Origin of the sequence: Streptomyces sp. CA-288835, from assembly GCF_050936385.1 — a bacterium.
GTDB lineage: Bacteria > Actinomycetota > Actinomycetes > Streptomycetales > Streptomycetaceae > Streptomyces.
Window position 1 is genome coordinate 4426271 of record NZ_JBNJMW010000001.1, and the last position, 18402, is coordinate 4444672.

Annotated in this window: 16 protein-coding genes; 8 read left to right on the forward strand and 8 right to left on the reverse strand. The window is 68.5% G+C overall.

Going from position 1 to position 18402, the window contains the following annotated elements; genetic code table 11:
• Nucleotides 1–10 precede the first annotated feature (10 nt).
• Nucleotides 11–649, forward strand: coding sequence for a LysE family translocator (locus tag ACQEVY_RS19750; RefSeq protein WP_432950293.1), 639 nt, complete (start codon nucleotides 11–13; stop codon nucleotides 647–649).
• A gap of 74 nt (nucleotides 650–723) precedes the next feature.
• Entirely contained in the window at nucleotides 724–882 is a 159-nt protein-coding gene (locus tag ACQEVY_RS19755) for a hypothetical protein (protein ID WP_432950295.1), read from the forward strand.
• 110 nt (nucleotides 883–992) lie between these two features.
• On the opposite strand, the gene ACQEVY_RS19760 is transcribed toward ACQEVY_RS19755, so the two are convergent.
• The 4 genes from ACQEVY_RS19760 to ACQEVY_RS19775 form a co-directional block, all read right to left on the reverse strand.
• On the reverse strand, nucleotides 993–2450 hold the full coding sequence (locus tag ACQEVY_RS19760) for an aldehyde dehydrogenase family protein (protein WP_432950297.1): 1458 nt from the start codon (nucleotides 2448–2450) through the stop codon (nucleotides 993–995).
• A 40-nt stretch (nucleotides 2451–2490) separates the two neighbouring features.
• Entirely contained in the window at nucleotides 2491–4314 is a 1824-nt protein-coding gene (locus tag ACQEVY_RS19765) for an N-acyl-D-amino-acid deacylase family protein (protein ID WP_432950299.1), read from the reverse strand.
• Nucleotides 4315–4336: 22 nt separating this feature from the next.
• On the reverse strand, nucleotides 4337–5455 hold the full coding sequence (locus ACQEVY_RS19770; protein WP_432950301.1) for an LLM class flavin-dependent oxidoreductase: 1119 nt from the start codon (nucleotides 5453–5455) through the stop codon (nucleotides 4337–4339).
• 116 nt (nucleotides 5456–5571) lie between these two features.
• Nucleotides 5572–6348: an SDR family NAD(P)-dependent oxidoreductase gene (locus ACQEVY_RS19775; protein ID WP_432950303.1), complete on the reverse strand. Its 777-nt coding sequence runs from the start codon at nucleotides 6346–6348 to the stop codon at nucleotides 5572–5574.
• 306 nt (nucleotides 6349–6654) lie between these two features.
• Here ACQEVY_RS19775 and ACQEVY_RS19780 point away from each other — a divergent pair, with 306 nt between their 5' ends.
• A complete protein-coding gene (locus ACQEVY_RS19780) occupies nucleotides 6655–7401 on the forward strand; it encodes a hypothetical protein (protein WP_432950305.1) in 747 nt (248 codons plus the stop codon).
• A 49-nt stretch (nucleotides 7402–7450) separates the two neighbouring features.
• Entirely contained in the window at nucleotides 7451–8263 is an 813-nt protein-coding gene (locus ACQEVY_RS19785) for a hypothetical protein (RefSeq protein WP_432950307.1), read from the forward strand.
• A gap of 95 nt (nucleotides 8264–8358) precedes the next feature.
• Here the strand turns inward: ACQEVY_RS19785 and ACQEVY_RS19790 are convergent, their stop codons facing one another.
• The 4 genes from ACQEVY_RS19790 to ACQEVY_RS19805 form a co-directional block, all read right to left on the reverse strand.
• Nucleotides 8359–9087: a response regulator transcription factor gene (locus ACQEVY_RS19790; protein ID WP_432950309.1), complete on the reverse strand. Its 729-nt coding sequence runs from the start codon at nucleotides 9085–9087 to the stop codon at nucleotides 8359–8361.
• 316 nt (nucleotides 9088–9403) lie between these two features.
• Nucleotides 9404–11056, reverse strand: coding sequence for an alpha/beta hydrolase (locus ACQEVY_RS19795; RefSeq protein WP_432950311.1), 1653 nt, complete (start codon nucleotides 11054–11056; stop codon nucleotides 9404–9406).
• 105 nt (nucleotides 11057–11161) lie between these two features.
• Nucleotides 11162–12064, reverse strand: a complete 903-nt coding sequence (locus ACQEVY_RS19800; protein ID WP_432950313.1) for a TIGR03619 family F420-dependent LLM class oxidoreductase — start codon at nucleotides 12062–12064, stop codon at nucleotides 11162–11164.
• 32 nt (nucleotides 12065–12096) lie between these two features.
• Nucleotides 12097–13329: an amidohydrolase family protein gene (locus tag ACQEVY_RS19805; RefSeq protein WP_432955301.1), complete on the reverse strand. Its 1233-nt coding sequence runs from the start codon at nucleotides 13327–13329 to the stop codon at nucleotides 12097–12099.
• Between the two features lie 278 nt (nucleotides 13330–13607).
• Between ACQEVY_RS19805 and ACQEVY_RS19810 the strand changes: the two genes are divergently transcribed.
• The 4 genes from ACQEVY_RS19810 (at nucleotide 13608) to ACQEVY_RS19825 (ending at nucleotide 18197) form a co-directional block, all read left to right on the forward strand.
• Nucleotides 13608–16568 carry an AfsR/SARP family transcriptional regulator gene (locus tag ACQEVY_RS19810; RefSeq protein ID WP_432950315.1) on the forward strand — a complete coding sequence of 987 codons (2961 nt, stop codon included), beginning with the start codon at nucleotides 13608–13610 and terminating at the stop codon, nucleotides 16566–16568.
• Between the two features lie 229 nt (nucleotides 16569–16797).
• Nucleotides 16798–17010, forward strand: a complete 213-nt coding sequence (locus ACQEVY_RS19815; RefSeq protein ID WP_432950317.1) for a hypothetical protein — start codon at nucleotides 16798–16800, stop codon at nucleotides 17008–17010.
• 154 nt (nucleotides 17011–17164) lie between these two features.
• On the forward strand, nucleotides 17165–18016 hold the full coding sequence (locus ACQEVY_RS19820) for a helix-turn-helix domain-containing protein (protein WP_432950319.1): 852 nt from the start codon (nucleotides 17165–17167) through the stop codon (nucleotides 18014–18016).
• Nucleotides 17997–18197 carry a DUF397 domain-containing protein gene (locus ACQEVY_RS19825; RefSeq protein WP_432950321.1) on the forward strand — a complete coding sequence of 67 codons (201 nt, stop codon included), beginning with the start codon at nucleotides 17997–17999 and terminating at the stop codon, nucleotides 18195–18197. Before ACQEVY_RS19820 ends, ACQEVY_RS19825 begins: the two co-directional genes overlap by 20 nt.
• Nucleotides 18198–18402 lie beyond the last annotated feature (205 nt).

Genomic DNA, 18402 nt, shown 5'->3' on the forward strand with positions numbered 1-18402 from the left:
GCATGACCCCATGGTGCCCACCGACCGACTGCTCGCCTTCGCGGCCATGTCGTTCCTGCTGATCGTGGTGCCCGGTCCGAGCGTGCTGTTCGTGATCGGGCGGGCGCTGGCGCAGGGGCGCCGTGCCGCGCTGACCACCGTCGTGGGGAACACGATCGGCGCGTACGTACTCGTCGTGGCCGTCGCGCTGGGCATCGGTTCCCTCGTGGAGCGCTCCGTTCTCGTCTTCACGGCGCTGAAACTGGCCGGTGGTGCCTACCTGGTGTACCTGGGCGTGAAGGCATGGCGACAACGAGGCGCGCTCCAGGCCGCGTTCAACACTGACGCGGCCAAGGCCGACGGTCGGCGCACCCTGCGGGAGGGCTTCGCGGTCGGAATCGCCAACCCCAAGACCATCGTCTTCTTCGCCGCCGTACTCCCCCAGTTCGTCGACCGCACCCAAAGCCACGTAGTGGCCCAGATGCTGCTGCTCGGCCTGGTCTTCAACGTCATCGCCCTGGCGTCCGACAGCGTCTGGGGCCTGGCCGCCGCCACTGCACGCGGCTGGTTCGCCCGGTCACCGCGGCGGCTCTCCCTGGTCGGCGGCGTGGGCGGACTCACGATGGTGGGCCTCGGCGTCACGGTCGCGGCGACGGGGCGCAAGGAGTAGCTGCTCCCGCCGATCCGGACAGGCCGGACGCTGCTGCGGCGGACACCGGACGACCTGCGCGGCATGATGCCCACATGACAGTCGACGTGACCCTGAGCCTGCCCGACGACGTGGCCGCCTTCGTGACGGCCAAGGGGGACGTCTCGGCGTACACCGCGCGGATACTGCGCCGCCAGATGCTCGCCGAGGACCTGGAAAGGTCCGCGCGCGTGCGGGCCAGGCCGGGATCATGACGACCGCAGCTGAGCCCACCGAGGGTGAGGACGCCACCTTGGGGCGCTGGGCGCAGGTGGCGAGCCGGTGAGGCGCGGGCACGCCTACCGACTGCCCTTCGCAGTCGGCGTCACCCTGGCCAAACGATCGCCTGCACCTCGCTGTACGCATGCAGCGCGTACGACCCCACGTCCCTCCCCACCCCGCTCTTCTTGAAGCCGCCGAACGGGGCCTCCATGTTGCGGCCGACCGTGTTGACGCCGACGCCGCCCGCGCGCAGGCGGCGGGCCACGCGGAAGGCGCGGGCCACGTCGCCCGACCAGACGTAGTCGATCAGGCCGTAGTCGGAGTCGTTGGCGAGGGTGACGGCCTCTTCCTCCTCGTCGAAGGGGATGACCACGACCACCGGGCCGAAGATCTCCTCCCGGGCCACCCGCATGTCGTTCGTGCAGTCCGCTAGGAGGGTCGGGGCGACGTAGAAGCCCGTGTCGTACGCGGGGCGCTCGCCGCCCGCGACCACCCGCGCGCCCTCCTTGCGGCCCAGCTCGACGTACGACTCGACCCTGTCCCGGTGCGCCGACGAGATCACCGGGCCCACGACCGTGCCCTCGGCGCGCGGGTCGCCCACCTTCAAGTAGCTCGCGTACGCGGCGAGTTGGTCGACCACACGGTCGTACACCGCCCGCTGCGCAAGGACCCGCGTCGGTGCCGTACAGATCTGCCCGCTGTAGAAGGAGAAGGTCGTCCCGATCCCCCGTACCGCCGACGCCACGTCCGCGTCGTCGAAGACGATCGCCGCGCCCTTGCCGCCGAGCTCCATGAGCTGGCGTTTCATGTCCCGCCCGCACACCTCGGCGATGCGCTGCCCGACCGCCGTCGAGCCGGTGAAGCTGACCATGTCCACGTCACCCGACTCCACCGCCGCCTCACCCACCTCCGCCCGCGAGCCCGACACCACGTTCACGACACCCGGCGGGACGCCCGCCGACTCGAGCGCCTCCGCCATCCGGTACACCGACAGCGGGTCCTGCGGCGCGGGCTTCACCACCACCGTGTTGCCCATCGCCAGGGCTGGGGCGATCTTGCCGGCCGGGTTCGCCCAGGGGTTGTTGTACGAGGTGATGCAGGTGACGACGCCGACGGGCTGGCGTACGGCCAGGGCGCCCATGACGGCAGCCGCGCCGAAAGGCCCCGCCTCGTTGATCTGCGGGACCAGCGCCTCCTCGACCGGTTCCAGCGCCCCCTTCGCGTACCGCCGGAAACGGGCCGCGCCCACCCCCACCTGCATCCCGCGCGCCGTCCCGGTCGTGGCGCCGCTCTCCGCCTGGGCGAGCTCGGCGTACGGGACGAGGTTGCGCTGGATGAGGTCCGCCGCCCGGTCCAGGATCGCCGCACGCTCCGAAGGGGACGTACGCGACCAGGATCCGAAGGCCTCGCGAGCCGCGGCCGCCGCCGCGAGCACCTGATCCCGCGAGGCCTCCGGCGCCAACCCGACGACCCCCTCGGTCGCCGGGTCGACCACCTCGTAGAAACCGTCATCGGGCACGACCCACGAACCCCCGATGAACAGCCGCTGCCCGTCCGTCACCCCGTACTCACCTCGGTACGCAACTCACCACTCGCCCCGGTCACTTGGTGCTCACCGTCCGCGTGTCCCGGCCGGACCGCAGCACCTTCCCAGGCACCGCCCCCGTCACCTGATCCCCGCGAATCGCCTCGACCCCGTTCACCCACACCGCCGTGATCCCGATCGCCTTGGAGTCCAGCCGCGGGCTGTCTCCCGGCAGGTCGTGCACCAGCGTGGCCGTACCGGCGTCGATGCGTTCCGGGTCGAACAGGACGAGGTCGGCATGCCACCCCTCGGCGATCCGCCCGCGTTCCCGCAGGCCGAAGAGCTGGGCGGGATCGTCGGTGAGCATCTTCACCGCCTGCTCCAGCGTCGCGAGCTTCCGCCCGCGCAGACAGTCCCCGATGAACCGCGTCGTGTACGGCGCCCCGCACATCCGGTCCAGATGCGCCCCAGCGTCGGACCCGCCCAGCATCACGTCCTCGTGCTGCCAGGTCTCGGCGCGCAGCGCCCAGGAGGCGGGGTCGTTGTCGGGCGGCATGGGCCAAAGGACCGTACGCATCTGGTCGTTGGCGCAGATCTCGACGATGCACTCGAAGGGTTCCTGGCCGCGTTCGGCCGCGATGTCCCGTACGACACGGCCGCTCAGCCCCTCGTTCTCCGGACTGTACGTGTCCCCGATGACATACCGCCCGAAGTCGGCGAGCCGCCGGAACACGCCCGCCTCCTTGCTGTCCGCGCGACGCAGCATCTCGGTCCGTACGTCCTTGTCGCGGAGTTTCGCGATCCGCTCGGGCACCGGCAGGCCGAGGATCTCGCCCCAGCCGGGGATCAGATTGAGCGCGCAGAAGGTACCGAGCGACATGTTCATCGGCGTGAGGATCGGCATCGTCAGCGCGATGATCCGGCCACCGGCCTTACGGGCACGCTCACTTGCGGCCAGTTGCCTCGGTACGCGCTCCGGGACGGACGCGTCGATCGTCAGGACGTTCCAGTTCAGGGGACGGCCAGCCGACGCACTCATCTCCACGAAGAGATCGATCTCGTCATCACTGAACTGATCGAGGCAGCCCGCCACGATGGCCTCGATCTGCGTGCCCTCGTGTTCCGCGACGGCCCGGGACAGGGCCAGCAGCTCGGCGGGTTTCGCATGCCGCGAGGCGACCGGTTTCCCGTCCCCGTCGGAGTGCGAGGAGGACTGGGTGGTCGACAGCCCCCAGCCCCCCGCGTCCATCGACTCATGGAACAGCCGCAGCATCTCCGCCATTTGCCTCTCGGAAGGCTGCCCACCCACGGCATCCGGCCCCATCACATACCGCCGCAACGCACAATGCCCCACCATGAACCCGGCGTTGACGGCAATCCGCCCCTCAAGAGCATCGAGATACTCCCCAAACGAATGCCAACTCCAAGGCGCCCCCTCCTCAAGCGCCACGAGCGACATCCCCTCCACCTTGGACATCATCCGCCGCGTGTAGTCGGCGTCGTCGGGCCGAGAGGGATTCAGGGGCGCGAGCGTGAAACCACAGTTCCCGCCGGCGACGGTAGTCACCCCGTGATTGAGGGAGGGAGTCGCGTACGGATCCCAGAAGAGCTGGGCGTCGTAGTGGGTGTGGGGATCGACAAAGCCGGGGGCGAGGACCAGGCCGCTGGCGTCCTCGGACGTACGAGCCTCCTCGGTGACCGTACCGATGACGACGATCCGACCGTCGCGTATCCCCACGTCGGCGGTATAGGCGGGCGCGCCCGTCCCGTCAACGACGGTCGCGCCTTTGATGACGTGATCGAGCATGGAGCTCGCCTCCTTAAAACTCGGTGCACTGGACGCGCCCTTTAGGGGCGCGGGGAACTGCGCGAGCAACCACGGACGGCCCGCAGCCGCCATCGAACCCCCGGTTCAACGACGCTCACGCGCTGGCGCGGAACCGCGAGGTCCGATGCACAGGATCCGTATCGATCTTCGGAATCACGTGCTCCCCGACAAGCCGAATCGTCTGCAACGTGTCCTCACGCGAAATCCCGATCGGCAGTCCAAAGGACAGCTGATCGGCCCCCGCCTGCTCCCACCTCTTGCACTGCGTGAGCACCTCATCCGGATCCCCACAGATCAGCAACTCCTCAGCGATGAGATGCTCGATGATCTCCTCGCTGAACTCAGGAAGCGTCTCCGGCCACACCGGGAACCCCTCCGGCCGAGGAAACGTGTCGTGGTACCGGAACACCAGCGACTGCAGATAGTGCAGATTCCCGCCGGCGGCAATCCGCACCGCCTCCTCATGCGTAGGCGCACAGACAGCCGTGGACGTCACCATGACGTTGTCGTTGACAAACGCACCCACCGGCTCCGCCTCGACCACCGCCGTCTTGTACTGCTCCAGCACCCACTCCATGTCGGAGACCTTCTGCACGCTGAAGCCGAGCACGCCCAGCCCCTTGCGGGCGGCCATGGCGTACGAGGGCGGGGACCCGGCCGCGTACCACATGGCGGGGTGCGCCTTCCCGTACGGCTTGGGCAGGATCTTGCGCGGCGGCAGCGACCAGTGCTTGCCCTGGAACCCGACGTACTCCTCCTGGAGCCACATCTTCGGGAACTCGGCGATGGTCTCTTCCCAGATCTCCTTGGTGTAGTTCATGTCGGTGACGCCGGGGATGAAGCCGAGGATCTCGTGCGAACCCGCGCCCCGCCCGCTGCCGAACTCGAAGCGGCCCTCGGAGAGATGGTCGAGCATCGCGACCTTCTCGGCGACCTTCACGGGGTGGTTGACCTGGGCGAGGGGGTTGAAGATCCCGGACCCGAGGTGGATCCTCTCGGTGGCGTGCGCCAGATACCCGAGGAAGACATCGTTCGCCGAGAGGTGCGAGTACTCCTCCAGGAAGTGGTGCTCGGACGCCCACGCGTACTTGAAGCCGGACTTGTCCGCCTGGATGACGTACTCGGTCTCCTCCATCAGCGCCTTGTGCTCGGCGAGCGGATCGGTCTCGGCCCGCTTGCCCACGTATCCCTGTACAAAGAGCCCGAATTCCAAGGAGGTTCACCGTCCCCAACATCGGCTTGAAGCGGATCTGACGAGGCGTCAGTTCTGCTGCGCAGACTGTCGCACCGCACCCGCGAAGGGTCAATAGCTGACGAGGCGTCAGGACATCAGAGCACGCTGACCCCGGCCAGCCAGCCACCGTCGATCACGAACGGCTGCCCCGTGATGTACGAGGAGTCGTCACCGGAGAGGAAGAGCACCAGCCGCGCCACCTCTTCCGGCTGCCCGATCCGCCCGAGCGGCACCCGCTTGCGGTACAGCCGGTCGATGCCGGCCGCGGCCTTCTCGGCGTCCTCGTCCGGGTTGAGCTGGGCCGGGTTGCTCATGGCGGTGTCGATCGCGCCGGGGCAGACGGCGTTGACGCGTATCCCCTTCCCGGCCAGCTCCAGCGCGGCCACCCGCGTCAGGCCGACGATCGCGTGCTTGGTCGCCGCGTACGCGCCGATCCAGGCCATGCCCGTCATGCCCGCATACGAGGCGGTGTTCACGATCGTGCCGCCGCCCGCCGCCTCGATCTCGGGCGCGACGGTCTTGATGCCGAGGAAGACCCCGACCTGGTTGACCTGCACGATCTGCTGGAACTCCTCGAGCGGCGTGCTCACCAGCTCGTTGAAGCGCAGGATCCCGGCGTTGTTCACCAGCCCGTCGATCCGCCCGTACGCCTCCTTGGCCACGGCCACCGCGGACTGCCAGTCGGCCTCCTGGCTCACGTCGAGGTGCACGTATCGCGCGCCCAACTCCTTGGCCAGCGCCTCCCCTTGATCGTCCAGTACGTCCGCGATGACGACCTCGGCGCCCTCCGCGACGAAGAGCCGCGCCTCCTGCTCACCCTGGCCGCGCGCGGCACCGGTGATGAGGACGACGCGTCCGTCGAGCTTGCCCATGGGTTTCTCCTTCAGTGGTGGAGGACGCGCGCTGACTGCATTCCTGACGCTTCGTCACACACATGACGACGATCCCCATGGTCTTAGCTGACGGACCGTCAGGCAAGGGTTGGCGGCTTCGGCGGAGACAGCACAGTGCCCGCCGGGGCAAGGGGTGGCGGCGTTCGAAGCGTGTGGCAATGGACACGCCAAGTGACCGGCCGGTAGGGACATTTGACTCTGTCGGGACCACGAAGCGGACGCCAATATTTCTCAACGGGAAGGCAAAGGAACTCCCAATAAACCCCCCATCAAGGAGAGGCCAGCGTGGCCAAGAGGCGATTCAAGAACAAGAAGGTCCGGTATGTAGCTATCGGCGCGGCGATCACGACGGGCGCCGCCGTCGCCACGGTGTTGCTGCCGTCGGCCAACGCGGCCGAGGAGAAGACGGCGGAAGAGATCATCAGGCTGTGCGAAAGGACCAAGGTCCTCAACGGCAAGAAACAGTCACTCGAGGACTTTGGCGGCCATGGGATCGCCGGCCCCGGTTTCGAGTCCGACACCTGCGATTTCGTCGAGACAAAGAGCATTGAGTTCTTCGACGGCCCCACGGAAAAGGTCACGGTCGACTTCCCGAACTGCGAGCCGAACGCCACCGAGCCCGCGAAGGTCGACGCCACTTGGAAGGCGACCGTGGGTCAGGGCGAGGGCAAGTACACCGCGACTCAACAGGGCGCCGGCGGAGGGCTCTTCGGCGCCCTGAGCGGGTCCTGGCTCAAGCACAAGGGAACGACCGACCTGACCCTCAAGACGGTGACCGCAGGCGACAAGGAAACGAGGGAAGTTCCGGTCGGCAAGGTTCTCCACATGGAGTTCACGCCGAAGATGCAGCGGATGACGGGCGAATGGCGAGTGAAGATCGAGGCCCGCGAGGCGACCACCACCACCAATGCCGTCCCCGAGCAGAACTACACGGCGCCTGATGTCGTCGAGGGACCCGTCACCCTGCCCGGAGCCGCCGGCGCTCCCGGAATCGCGGACGGGGAGCCCGATCCCGTCCTGACCGATTGCTGACGGACGCCCGCAACCCAGCCCCTCACACTTCCCCCCAAGGAGACGCACCATGACACGCAGCAGCCGCAAGGGAAATCACCGGAGCAGCAAGAAGCGCATCACCTTCATGCTGGCTCCAGTGGTGGCAGCTGGGGTGGCCGTTCCGCTGATGTACTCGGCGGGTGCCGCCACCCCCTCCGAAGTGTCCAGGGACTGCGCGGAGGACGCCGCCGCACTGGAGAACTGCGAATTCGTCGACGTCCAGGTCAAGAGGAACAACCTGGGGCCCAACAAGCGCGTTTCCACCCCGTCCGACAACTGCGGAGCCACGACTGCTCTCGAGAAGAACTTCTCGGTGTCCACGTCTGTGGTCAGGTCCATCACGCTCGAAGACGGGTTCGTCGCCGCCGCCGATTCCAAGCTGGGGAACTCGTTCTTCGAGATCGGCGCCAAGTTCAACACGACGGAATTCAACCTCGAGCGTGACGACACCGGCACCGGCTTCGATTTCTCCAGGACCGACAAGGTGCAGCCCGACCACATCGGCTTCTTCATGTGGTCGGAGAAGCGCACCGACGTGAGCGGGTACCTCAAGGCCACGTACAAGGAAGAGCAGAACGGCCAGAAGGTGTTCTTCTCCCCCAGCGAGGGCGCCAGGACCGTGCATGTCTTCTATCCGCAGATCCTGAAGAACGGCACCCCTGACGGCCGCCTCTGGCTGCGCAACGTGAAGTGCGGTACGCCGGAGGCCGAGGAAGTCCAGGGCGCCAGCAGCCCGCAGAGCGCCGAGATCCGCGCCGAGTCGCAGCAGCCCGGATTCGGCGAGGGCGGCGCGAACGTCACGGACGTCGAGATCCCGCTGTCCGAGATCCCGGCGCCGTAGCTCGTCGGCGGACGGCGACAGCCAACGGCGACAAACGGAGCACAACCAGCCCCCGCGCTCACGCGGGGGCTTCTTCCGTGGCCGTCACGGCAACGTCAGCTCGGGGACCCCAGGCTGTCGCCCTGCCTGGCGCCCAGCCACCGCAGGACCGCGTCCGTACTCCCCCGGGCATCCAGCTTGGCGTAGATGTTGCTGAGGTTGTTGCGGACGGTCTTCTCGGTCAGCCTCAGGCGCACGCCGATCTCCTGCGCGCCCAAGCCCGTGGACAGTAACTCCATGATCTGGAGCTCGCGGGGCGAGAGCAGGGCCCTCAGTCGTTGCCGGGCGTCGTCGCGCGGGGGCGCCATCCGTTGCGCGCACTCCCTGAGGGCCGCGCACGCCGCCGGCGAGAGATAGGTGTGGCCGGTCGTGGCTCCTACGACCGCCGCGGAGAGCATGCAGGTGCAGTAGTCGCCTTCGACCAGGTAGCCGGCTCCGCCGCGGAAGACGTCGACGATCGTCTCGGGGTCACGGTCGGGGCTGATCACGATCATTGATGCGTTCATGTCACCCATAGAGCCGAGCAGCCGCGGGAAGGCGTACGCCGGGTTCTCGCAGGGCAGCACCACGACGTCCGCGATGTCGGCATGCTCGTGCAGCGCGAGGTGGGGCTCGGGCGCGTGCACCACTCGGCCCACGTACGGATCGTCCGAGGCCGGCCAGTCGTGGTGCGGCCAGTCGTCTTCGGCGCAGGCCAGGATGACGGTCAGTCTCCGGGAAGAATCAACGGGAGCGGGAGGACGGGGGACGTGATTCGCCGTGCTGACGTGCCTGGAAGATCGCATCTCGCGGGTCCTTCAGCCGAAGTCGTGACGTCTGTACGTACGGGGCTCGGCGTGATCCTGTTCAAATGTTCAAAGAAACCGCTGTCATGCTGTCAGACAGGCTCCCTCGAACGTGCTGAGGACGTGCGAAACCCGGGGCCGCTCGCCGTGTGAGGACGCGCGAAACCCCGGGCGCTCGCCGTGTGAGGCGGGCACCCGGGGCTCGTACCGGCCGATCGGGCAGGGAACCGATCAACTCACCGAACCGGTCAGTTCACGGAACCGATCAGCTCACCGAACGGGTCAGTTCACCGAGCCGGTCAGTCCACTGAAACCGTCAGCTCACGTCGCCGATGCGCTCCACGCGCTCGTTGACGCCGTTGCGGAGTTCGCCCAGGGTCGTGCCGGGCGGGGCCTTCTTCGGTGTGGTGGACGGCGGCTGGGTCTCGTCGGCGCAAGTCGTGCCGGAGGCCGGCACCTTCAGGTCGACGAGGTAGCCGACGACCGCGTCCGTCGCGCAGGCGCTGCGGCCGAAGGCGGTGTGCCCCTCGGCCTGGAAGGTCAGCAGCGAGGCGTTGTCCAGCTGCCGGCTGAGGGCGACCGCGTCCTGGTACGGGGTGTCCGGGTCACCGGTGGTACCGAGGACCAGGATCGGCGCCGAGCCCTTCGCCCGGAAGGAGCCGTCGTAGCGGCTGGCCTTCTCGGCGGGCCACTGCACGCACGCGGTGGCGTGCTGGTGGTCGTACGTCGGCGGACCGTACGCCATGGCCGGGCCCAGCAGCGGCGCCGCCTTCGCGTTGGCCGTGACGTTCCGCTTCAGCTTGTGCGGGCTGCGCGGGTAGTCCTTGTCGACGCACTCGACGACCACGTTCGGGCCGAGGAAGTCGAAGCTGGCCGGGGACGGCGGCCGCAGCAGGAACGAGGTGTTGTCCCGCAGCTGCGCCTTCTTCAGCGCCGCGCCGAGCGAGGGCCAGATGACCTTGCCCTCGTTGATGTTGAACATCAGCCGGTAGACGAGGGTGTAGCCGTTGGCCTGCCCGCCGTTCGCGGTCGGCACCGGGTTGGCGTCGAGGTCGCTCTTCAGCTTCTCGAACGCCCCGCGCGGGTCGCCGTCGCCGAAGCCGCAGGTCGCCGGGTCGGCGGCGCACCAGTCGAGGAAGCGGCTCATCGAGCCGTCCAGCGCCCGGTACTGGGCACTGTCGTAGTCGTAGGGGCGGTAGGCGTACTTGTACGGGTCGTACGCCCCGTCGAGCGACAGCGCCCGCACCCGCTTCGGGAACATCGCCGCGTAGACGGTGCCGATGTACGAGCCGAACGACCGCCCGTAGTAGGTCAGTTGCTCCTCGCCGAGCGCCTGCCGGAGCAGGTCGATGTCACGGGCGACGTACTCGGTGCCGACGTACGGCAGCAGCGGGCCCGAGTTGTCGAGGCAGGCCTGGTTGAACTCGGCCGCCTCGCGCACCGCCGGACCGAAGGCGTCGGGGCCGGGAACGCCCTTCGCGTCGGTGACGGCCTTGGTGTAGCGGGCGTCGTCGAAGCAGGTCAGCGCCGAACTGCGGCCGACACCGCGGACGTCGTAGCCGAAGACGTCGAACGAGTCGCGCAGCGCGGCCGGCAGGTCCTCGTAGTTGTTGCGGACGAAGTCCACCCCGGAGTTGCCGGGCCCGCCGGGCTGCATGAACAGCGTGCCCTTGCGCTTCGCCGGGTCGGCCGCCTTCTTGCGGACCACCGCGAGCGTGATCGTGCGGCCCTGCGGCTCCCGGTAGTCCAGCGGAACATCGGCGTTGGCGCACTCGAAGCCGCCCTGGCAGTCGGACCAGGTGAGCGTCGGCACGGGCGGCGGCGGTGTCTTGGCGGACTGTGCCTTCCGCGCCGTGTCCTGCGCGGCCATCGCCTGTGTCGCGGTCCCCGTCGCCGCGAGCACGAGCGCGGTCACCGCGGCACCGACGAGTCTGAGACGCCTGGGACGTCTCCGCGTGTGGTGATACATCGTCAAGTTTCCCCCTGAGCGGTCGAATCCACGAGAACCCACTGGTGAATGTGGGGCCGAAGAAGTTCTAGCCGAGTAGAGGGGGAAAAGGCCAGAGTGGTTCAGCTAGAGATGCGGAGCCACCTCCGCTCCGAACGTCCCCATCTGGTCCGTGAGTTCACTTCGGCTGCGGGAGCGGAAGCGGACCTGGATCTGGTGTACGCCCATTGCCCGGTACGCCCGTAGGGACTCGGCCAGGGCTTCGGGGTGGCCGGAGAGTGTGCGACGCCCGACGTCCCACCCTGGCTCCCCCACGTAGAGCGGCTCGGTGATGGCGCCGAGGACGACCGGCTGGGCGACGCCCGCCTCTTCCCGTATCCGCTTCAGTTGGGCGATCTGGCCCGGCAGCCGGTCCCGCGGATCCCCCTGCGGCAGCCACCCGTCCCCCTTGACCGCGGCCCGGCGCAGGGCGGCGGGTGAGGAACCGCCGACCCAGATGGGTACGTGAGCCTGCGCCGGCCGTGGCCGCTGCCCGAGCCCTTCGAAGTCGTACAACTTCCCGTGGTGCTCAGGGAATTCGTCGGGGCCCAGGGCGGATCGCAGCGCGTCGATGCTCTCGTCGAGTACGGGTCCGCGGCGCTCGAAGTCGGCCCCCAGCGCCTCGAACTCCTCCTGTACGTGGCCGGCGCCGACGCCCAGGATCAAGCGGCCCCCGCTCAGGTGGTCGAGGGTCGCGTACTGCTTGGCCGTGATGAGCGGGTGCCGGAGTCCGACCACGGCGACATGGCTGAGCAGCCGTACGCGTTCGGTGGCCGCGGCCAGGAAGGCGAGCGTGGCGACCGGGTCGTACCAGACGGTGCTCATCGCGGCCGCGAGCCGGCGCGGGATGGCGACGTGGTCGCAGCTCGCGATGTACGCGAAGCCGGAGCGGTCGGCCGCCCGGGCGATCTCCACGAGGTCGTCGGGGCCGGCCGCCGCCTCCCAGGCCTCGGCGTAGATCGTGCTCTGCGACTGGATCGGGAGCTGCATCCCGTACTGCAATCCGTGCTGCGGTCCGATGCTCAACTGGCACCGCCCGGTCCGGCCCACAGCCCGTCCTCCGTCAGCCCCAGCAGATCGATGGCGTTCCGCCGTACGATCCGGTCGACCACGTCCGCGTCCAGGTGGCCCATCTGCGCCTCGCCGACCTCGCGGGACTTGGGCCAGGTGGAGTCGGAGTGGGGGTAGTCGGTCTCGTAGAGCACGTTCGGGACGCCGATCGCGTCCAGGTTCTTCAGGCCGAAGGCGTCGTCGAAGAAGCAGCCGTAGACGTGCTCGGCGAAGAGTTCGGAGGGCGGGCGGTGGACCTTGTCGGCCACTCCGCCCCATCCGCGGTTCTCCTCCCAGACGACGTCCGCGCGCTCGAGGATGTACGGGATCCAGCCGATCTGGCCCTCCGCGTACATGACCTTGAGGTTCGGGAAGCGTTCGAACTTGCCGCTCATCAGCCAGTCGACCATCGAGAAGCAGCAGTTGGCGAAGGTGATGGTGGAGCCGACGGCGGGCGGCGCATCCGCGGAGGTGGAGGGCATCTTGCTGCTGGACCCGATGTGCATGGCGATGACGGTGCCGGTCTCGTCGCAGGCGGCGAGGAAGGGGTCCCAGTCGTCGGTGTGGACGGACGGCAGTCCGAGGTGCGGGGGTATTTCGGAGAAGGCGACGGCGCGTACGCCGCGAGCGGCATTGCGGCGTACCTCCTGCGCCGCCAGTTCGGCGTCCCAGAGGGGGATGAGGGTGAGCGGTATCAGCCGCCCCTGCGCCTCGGGCCCGCACCATTCCTCCACCATCCAGTCGTTGTACGCACGCACCCCCAGCAGACCCAGCTCGTGGTCCTTCGCCTCCGTGAAGGTCTGGCCGCAGAAGCGGGGGAAGGTGGGGAAGCAGACGGCGCTCTGGACGTGGTTGACGTCCATGTCGGCGAGGCGCTGCGGGACGTCGTACGAGCCGGGGCGCATCTGCTCGTATGTGATGATCTCGAGCTTGATCTCGTCGCGGGAGTACCCGACGGCGGTGTCGAGGCGGGTGAGGGGGCGGTGCAGGTCCTCGTAGACCCACCAGTCGCCGATCGGGCCGTCGTCGCCCGGGTTGCCCATGACGGGGGCGAACTTGCCGCCCAGGAAGGTCATTTCCTTCAGCGGCGCGCGGACGATACGGGGGCCTCGGTCCTGGTACTTCGACGGGAGCCGGTCCCGCCAGACGTTGGGGGGCTCGACCGTGTGGTCGTCCACCGAGATGATCTTCGGGAAGGTCTCCATGGTCTCCATGAGGTCTTACGGTAGCGCTGATCTGACGGGGCGTCAGCTATGCGGGCGCCGTGCGGTCGACGGCTCACCGGCCGAGCCGCCCCTGTATCCGTTTGCGGTAAGCGGTCTCTAGGTTGAGAGGACCGTGTGAGGGCTATGTGAGACGTTTCAGTCCATGGCATGTCCGCCTGTGATCGGCGTCTCCCACGGCTGACGTATCCGGCGGTCACAAGGCAAACTGGCCTGGTTGTCATGACAGTTCGGCAGGGGTTTTCGGCAGGGGGACAGCGATGGACGGTGTACCGCGAGTAGAGCCGCTGGAGCAGGAGCGCCCCGAGAAATCGGACGCGCCGCTCCGCTTCAGCCTGCTCGGCCCGGTACGCGCCTGGCACGGCGCGGAGCCACTGCCCACCGGTTCCCCGCAGCAACGAGCACTGCTCGCGGCACTGCTCCTGCGCGAGGGCCGTACGGCCACGGCCTCCGAACTGATCGACGCCCTCTGGGGCGAGGAGCCGCCCTCCCAGGCCCTGGCGGCGGTCCGTACGTACGCCTCTCGCCTCCGGAAGGTCCTCGGCTCCGGGGTCCTGGTCAGCGAGTCGGGCGGGTACGCGATCCGTTCGCTCGGCGAGGGGGCGCTGGACCTGGCTCTGGCCCAGGAGTTGGCGACGGACGCGGAGAAGGCCCGTAATGCCGGCGATCTGTGCCATGCGCGCGTCCTACTGAACAAGGCGCTGAGCCTGTGGGACGGGGAGGTGCTGGCGGGTGTTCCGGGTCCGTACGCGGACACGCAGCGGACCCGGTTGGAGGAGTGGCGGCTGCAACTGGTCGAGACCCGGCTCGACATGGACCTCGACCAGGGCTGCCACGCGGAGGCCGTCTCCGAGCTGACCGCTCTGACAGCCGCCCATCCGCTGCGCGAGCGCCTGCGGGAACTGCTGATGCTCGCGCTGTACCGCAGCGGGCGGCAGGCGGAGGCCCTGGCGGTGTACGCGGATACGCGGCGCCTGCTGGCGGATGAGCTGGGCGTGGACCCGCGGCCGGATCTGAAGGACTTGCAGCAGCGGATCTTGCAGGCGGACCCGGCGCTGGCCGAACCGTCGGCGCCGGTGGAGGAGCCCGCGGCCGCACCGGTGAAACCGGCCCAACTCCCCGCCACCGTCTCGGACTTCACCGGCCGGGCATCCTTCGTGGCCGAGCTGAGCGAGGTGCTGTCGGCGGCGTCGGCGGCCGAGGGCCGGGTGATGGCGGTGTCGGCGTTGGCCGGGATCGGGGGCGTGGGGAAGACGACGCTGGCGGTGCATGTGGCGCATCAGGCGCGGTCCGCCTTCCCGGACGGGCAGTTGTACGTGGACTTGCAGGGGGCGGGGGCGCGGGCGGCCGAGCCGGAGACGGTGCTGGGGGCCTTTCTGCGGGCGTTGGGGACGGCTGACTCAGCCATCCCGGACTCGCTGGAGGAGCGGGCGGCGCTGTACCGGTCGGTCCTGGACGGGCGCCGGGTGCTCGTGCTGTTGGACAACGCGCGAGACGCCGCCCAGGTGCGTCCACTCCTGCCCGGGACGGAGGGCTGCGCGGCGCTGGTCACTTCGCGCGTACGGATGGTGGATCTGGCGGGCGCGCATCTGGTCGACCTGGACGTGATGTCCCCCGAGGAAGCGCTGCTGCTCTTCACGAAGATCGTGGGCGAGGAACGGGTGGCTTCGGAGCGGGAGGCCGCGCTGGACGTGGTGGCGGCGTGCGGCTTCCTGCCGCTCGCCATCCGCATCGCTGCGTCTCGGCTGGCCGCCCGTCGTACGTGGACCGTGTCGGTGCTGGCGGCGAAGCTGGGCGATGAACGGCGGCGGCTGGATGAGCTGCAGGCCGGAGATCTGGCGGTGAAGGCCACGTTCGAGCTGGGATACGGGCAGTTGGAGCCGGCGCAGGCGCGGGCGTTCCGGCTGCTGGGGCTGGCGGACGGGCCGGACATTTCCCTGGCCGCCGCCGCGGCCGTACTGGACCTTCCGCCGGACGACACCGAGGACTTGCTGGAGTCGCTCGTCGATACGTCACTGCTGGAGTCCGCGGCGCCGGGTCGTTATCGGTACCACGACTTGGTGCGGCTCTACGCGCGTGCATGCGCGGAGCGGGATGAGCAGCCGCCGAGCGAGCGGGATGCGGCGATGTCGCGGTTGCTGGACTTCTACCTGGCCACGGCGGCGGGGGTTTATGCGATCGAGCGGCCCGGTGACCGGCTCGTAGATCACCTGGAGCCGACGGAGTACGCGGGACTGCGGTTCACCGAGGGCGCCGCCGCCCTGGACTGGCTGTACACGGAGGCGGCTTCCCTGTTGGCCTGCGTACAGCAGTCCGCAGGCACGGACCGGATCCGGCGCGCGGTCGACCTCCTGTGGATGGCCAAGGACCTGACCGAGTCGGGCGCGAACTCCCACCAGTACGAGACAACGGCGAGAGCGGCCTGCGAGGCCACCCGGGCGGCGGGAGACGTACGGGCGGAGGGCAGAGCGCGTACGACCCTTTCTCAGGTCCTCCTGGTCTGCGGCCGTATCGATCAGGCGGCGGAACAGGCCGAGCTGGCCATGGAACTCGCGGCCTCCGCGCAGGACATCACTGCGAGGAGCTGGGCGGCCAACGACCGGGGCAACATCTTCTTGCGGCAGAAGCGGTACGTGGACGCCAAGACGCTCTTCGACCAGGCGATAGAGGGCTACCGGGCGGTCGGCAACAGACTCAACGAAGCCGTCGCGCTCGCCAACCTCTCCCGCGCCCATCTGGGGATGGGCAACGTCGCGAAGGCGGTCGAGATCGCAGAGCAAGCACTCGCGGCCCACTCCGAGTTGGGGAAGCCGATGCGCAAAGCCAACGGGCACTACAACCTGGGCATGGCTCTGACCGCCGCCGGACGTCACGCCGAGGCGCTCAGCGAGTTCTCGGACGCGCTGGGCATCTTCACCGACCATCGGCAGCGGCTCTGGCAGGGAAACACCCACTTCCGGATCGCCGAGGTGCATCTCGCCGTCCGTCGCCCCGCACGAGCGGCCCAAGGAGCCGAACAGGCGCTCGCTCTCGGCTGCGTCGGCGGCGACTGGATGCGGGGCAATGTCCTGACCCTCCTCGGCCGGGCACTCTCGGCTCTCGGGCAGGCGGACCGGGCGCAGGCCTGTTGGCGGGAGGCTCTCAACCTCTACGAAGCGAACGACAGCGCCGAGGAAGCCGACGAGGTACGCGCGTTGCTCAGGCCTACCGCGGCGGCCTGAGCGTGCCTTGGCAACAGGAGATGCTCGAGTGTGTTGCGGACGTTCAGCATTCGTTTATCGCCGCAAGGCACTGTCATATCTGTCACACCGTCGCGTCGGGGGGCAGACGGTCTGACGAGGAGCCCGACCGGGGGATACGGCTCCAAGACGCCCGTCCGGTGGCCCTCGGGGGAGCATCCGGGCGGGCGTTCCTCACTTCGCACTCACCAGAGAAGAGGAAGTTGAGCACATGACCGAGAAGGCCAAGGACACGGACTTCAAGCCCGCAGACAACAGCCCGCCCAGCGAGCCGGTAGGCAAGGAGGGCTTCACCACGCTGGACAACAGCCCGCCGAGCGAGCCGGTGTCAGACGGCGGCGCGACCACCCAGGACAACAGCCCGCCCAGCCAGCCGGTGGCGGACGGAGACACCAAGCCCGAGGACAACAGCCCGCCCAGCTGACACTCCAAGAAGCCCACTTCCCGACGGGGATCGGCCGCGGCGGCGCGGAGGGGGAACCGCCGCGGCCGAGGCGTCTCCGATGGGGGCCGAGCCAGGTGGGCTCGACCCCCATCGGCATGCGCGGCCTCGCCCGGTTGTGGATTGGGCGGAAGCCATGGTGCGACGCAAGGACATCGACGGTTCGGAGAGCGTCCCGACCTTCTACGGCAAGGAGCTGCGGTGGAAGCGGGAGGAAGCGGGGCTCACGCTTCAGCAGTTGGTAGAGGGGAGCTTCTACGGACAGAGCCACCTCAGCGAGATCGAACGCGGCGAGCGGCGCATGCCGCGCGACCTGGCGCAGCACGTGGACCGGGTCCTGAAGACCGACGGCTTCTTCGAGCGCCGGTGCGAGGACGTACGCAAGGCGCGAAGGTCGGGGCACGCCGAGTACTTCGCGGATGTCGCGGAGATGGAGCGGCTGACGGCGTCGATTGAGGAGTGGGCACCGATGCTGGTGCCTGGGCTGCTACAGACCGCGGCGTATGCGCGGGCGCTCGTACGGGCAGCCATGCCCCGGGCTTCGGACGAAGAGGTCGAGGAGAAGGTGAGCGCCCGGGTGGCACGGGTGGAACTCTTCAGCTCGGAGAATCCACCGAAGTTCTGGGCGATTCTCGACGAGTCGCTGATCCGTCGCCCGATCCTCCCGGACGAGCAGATGGCCGAACTACTGGATCACATCGCGGAGGTGGTCCGGACCACACGCTCCATTTTGCAGATCGTCCCGGAAAACGCAGCTGCCCACCCGTTCATGATGGGCATGACCAAGATCATGACCTTCGCGGATGCTCCCCCTGTGGTGTACGTCGAGAGCCTGCACAGCGGCCAAGTCATCGACTACCCGGCGCTCGTGAAGCAGTACCGCGAGTCGTACGATCTGCTCAGGGCCGCCGCACTGCCGCCTGAGGCGTCCCTGGCCATGATCGAGGCTGCGGCAGAGGACTATCGAAATGGCAAGCCACGAGATTGACTTGAGCGCCGCGCTCTGGCGCAAGAGCAGCTACAGCAACGGCACCGGCGGTGATTGCGTAGAGGTAGCCCCCAACCTCCCCGAAGCAATCCCCGTCCGCGACTCCAAGTCCCACAACGGCCCCGTACTCCTGCTCAGCCCCACCGCCTGGTCCGCCTTCCTCTCGAACATCAAGAAGTAATTGATGCGATGAAGGAGCGGGGCGGTCGTTGCCCGTCGGCCTGAACCCACCCTGGTTGCTTCCCCCTGGTTGCTTCGGAGTTGCGGCGATTCGGCCGCCCGCCCCAGGCTCCGTACCAGTTGCGGGAAAGTGTGACACTTGACCCCCTCAGTGTCACATTTTCCGTAACTCACCTACCCACCCACCGGCCGTCGGCCGCTGAGCC

Excerpts from the sequence above, each read along its gene's own strand:
- ACQEVY_RS19750 (WP_432950293.1), top strand. The coding sequence starts at position 11 with ATGGTGCCCACCGACCGACTGCTCGCCTTCGCGGCCATGTCGTTCCTG.
- ACQEVY_RS19755 (WP_432950295.1), top strand. The coding sequence starts at position 724 with ATGACAGTCGACGTGACCCTGAGCCTGCCCGACGACGTGGCCGCCTTC.
- ACQEVY_RS19765 (WP_432950299.1), bottom strand. The coding sequence starts at position 4,314 with ATGGCGGCTGCGGGCCGTCCGTGGTTGCTCGCGCAGTTCCCCGCGCCC.
- ACQEVY_RS19775 (WP_432950303.1), bottom strand. The coding sequence starts at position 6,348 with ATGGGCAAGCTCGACGGACGCGTCGTCCTCATCACCGGTGCCGCGCGC.
- ACQEVY_RS19785 (WP_432950307.1), top strand. The coding sequence starts at position 7,451 with ATGACACGCAGCAGCCGCAAGGGAAATCACCGGAGCAGCAAGAAGCGC.
- ACQEVY_RS19790 (WP_432950309.1), bottom strand. The coding sequence starts at position 9,087 with ATGCGATCTTCCAGGCACGTCAGCACGGCGAATCACGTCCCCCGTCCT.
- ACQEVY_RS19795 (WP_432950311.1), bottom strand. The coding sequence starts at position 11,056 with ATGTATCACCACACGCGGAGACGTCCCAGGCGTCTCAGACTCGTCGGT.
- ACQEVY_RS19800 (WP_432950313.1), bottom strand. The coding sequence starts at position 12,064 with ATGCAGCTCCCGATCCAGTCGCAGAGCACGATCTACGCCGAGGCCTGG.
- ACQEVY_RS19805 (WP_432955301.1), bottom strand. The coding sequence starts at position 13,329 with ATGGAGACCTTCCCGAAGATCATCTCGGTGGACGACCACACGGTCGAG.
- ACQEVY_RS19810 (WP_432950315.1), top strand. The coding sequence starts at position 13,608 with ATGGACGGTGTACCGCGAGTAGAGCCGCTGGAGCAGGAGCGCCCCGAG.
- ACQEVY_RS19815 (WP_432950317.1), top strand. The coding sequence starts at position 16,798 with ATGACCGAGAAGGCCAAGGACACGGACTTCAAGCCCGCAGACAACAGC.
- ACQEVY_RS19820 (WP_432950319.1), top strand. The coding sequence starts at position 17,165 with ATGGTGCGACGCAAGGACATCGACGGTTCGGAGAGCGTCCCGACCTTC.
- ACQEVY_RS19825 (WP_432950321.1), top strand. The coding sequence starts at position 17,997 with ATGGCAAGCCACGAGATTGACTTGAGCGCCGCGCTCTGGCGCAAGAGC.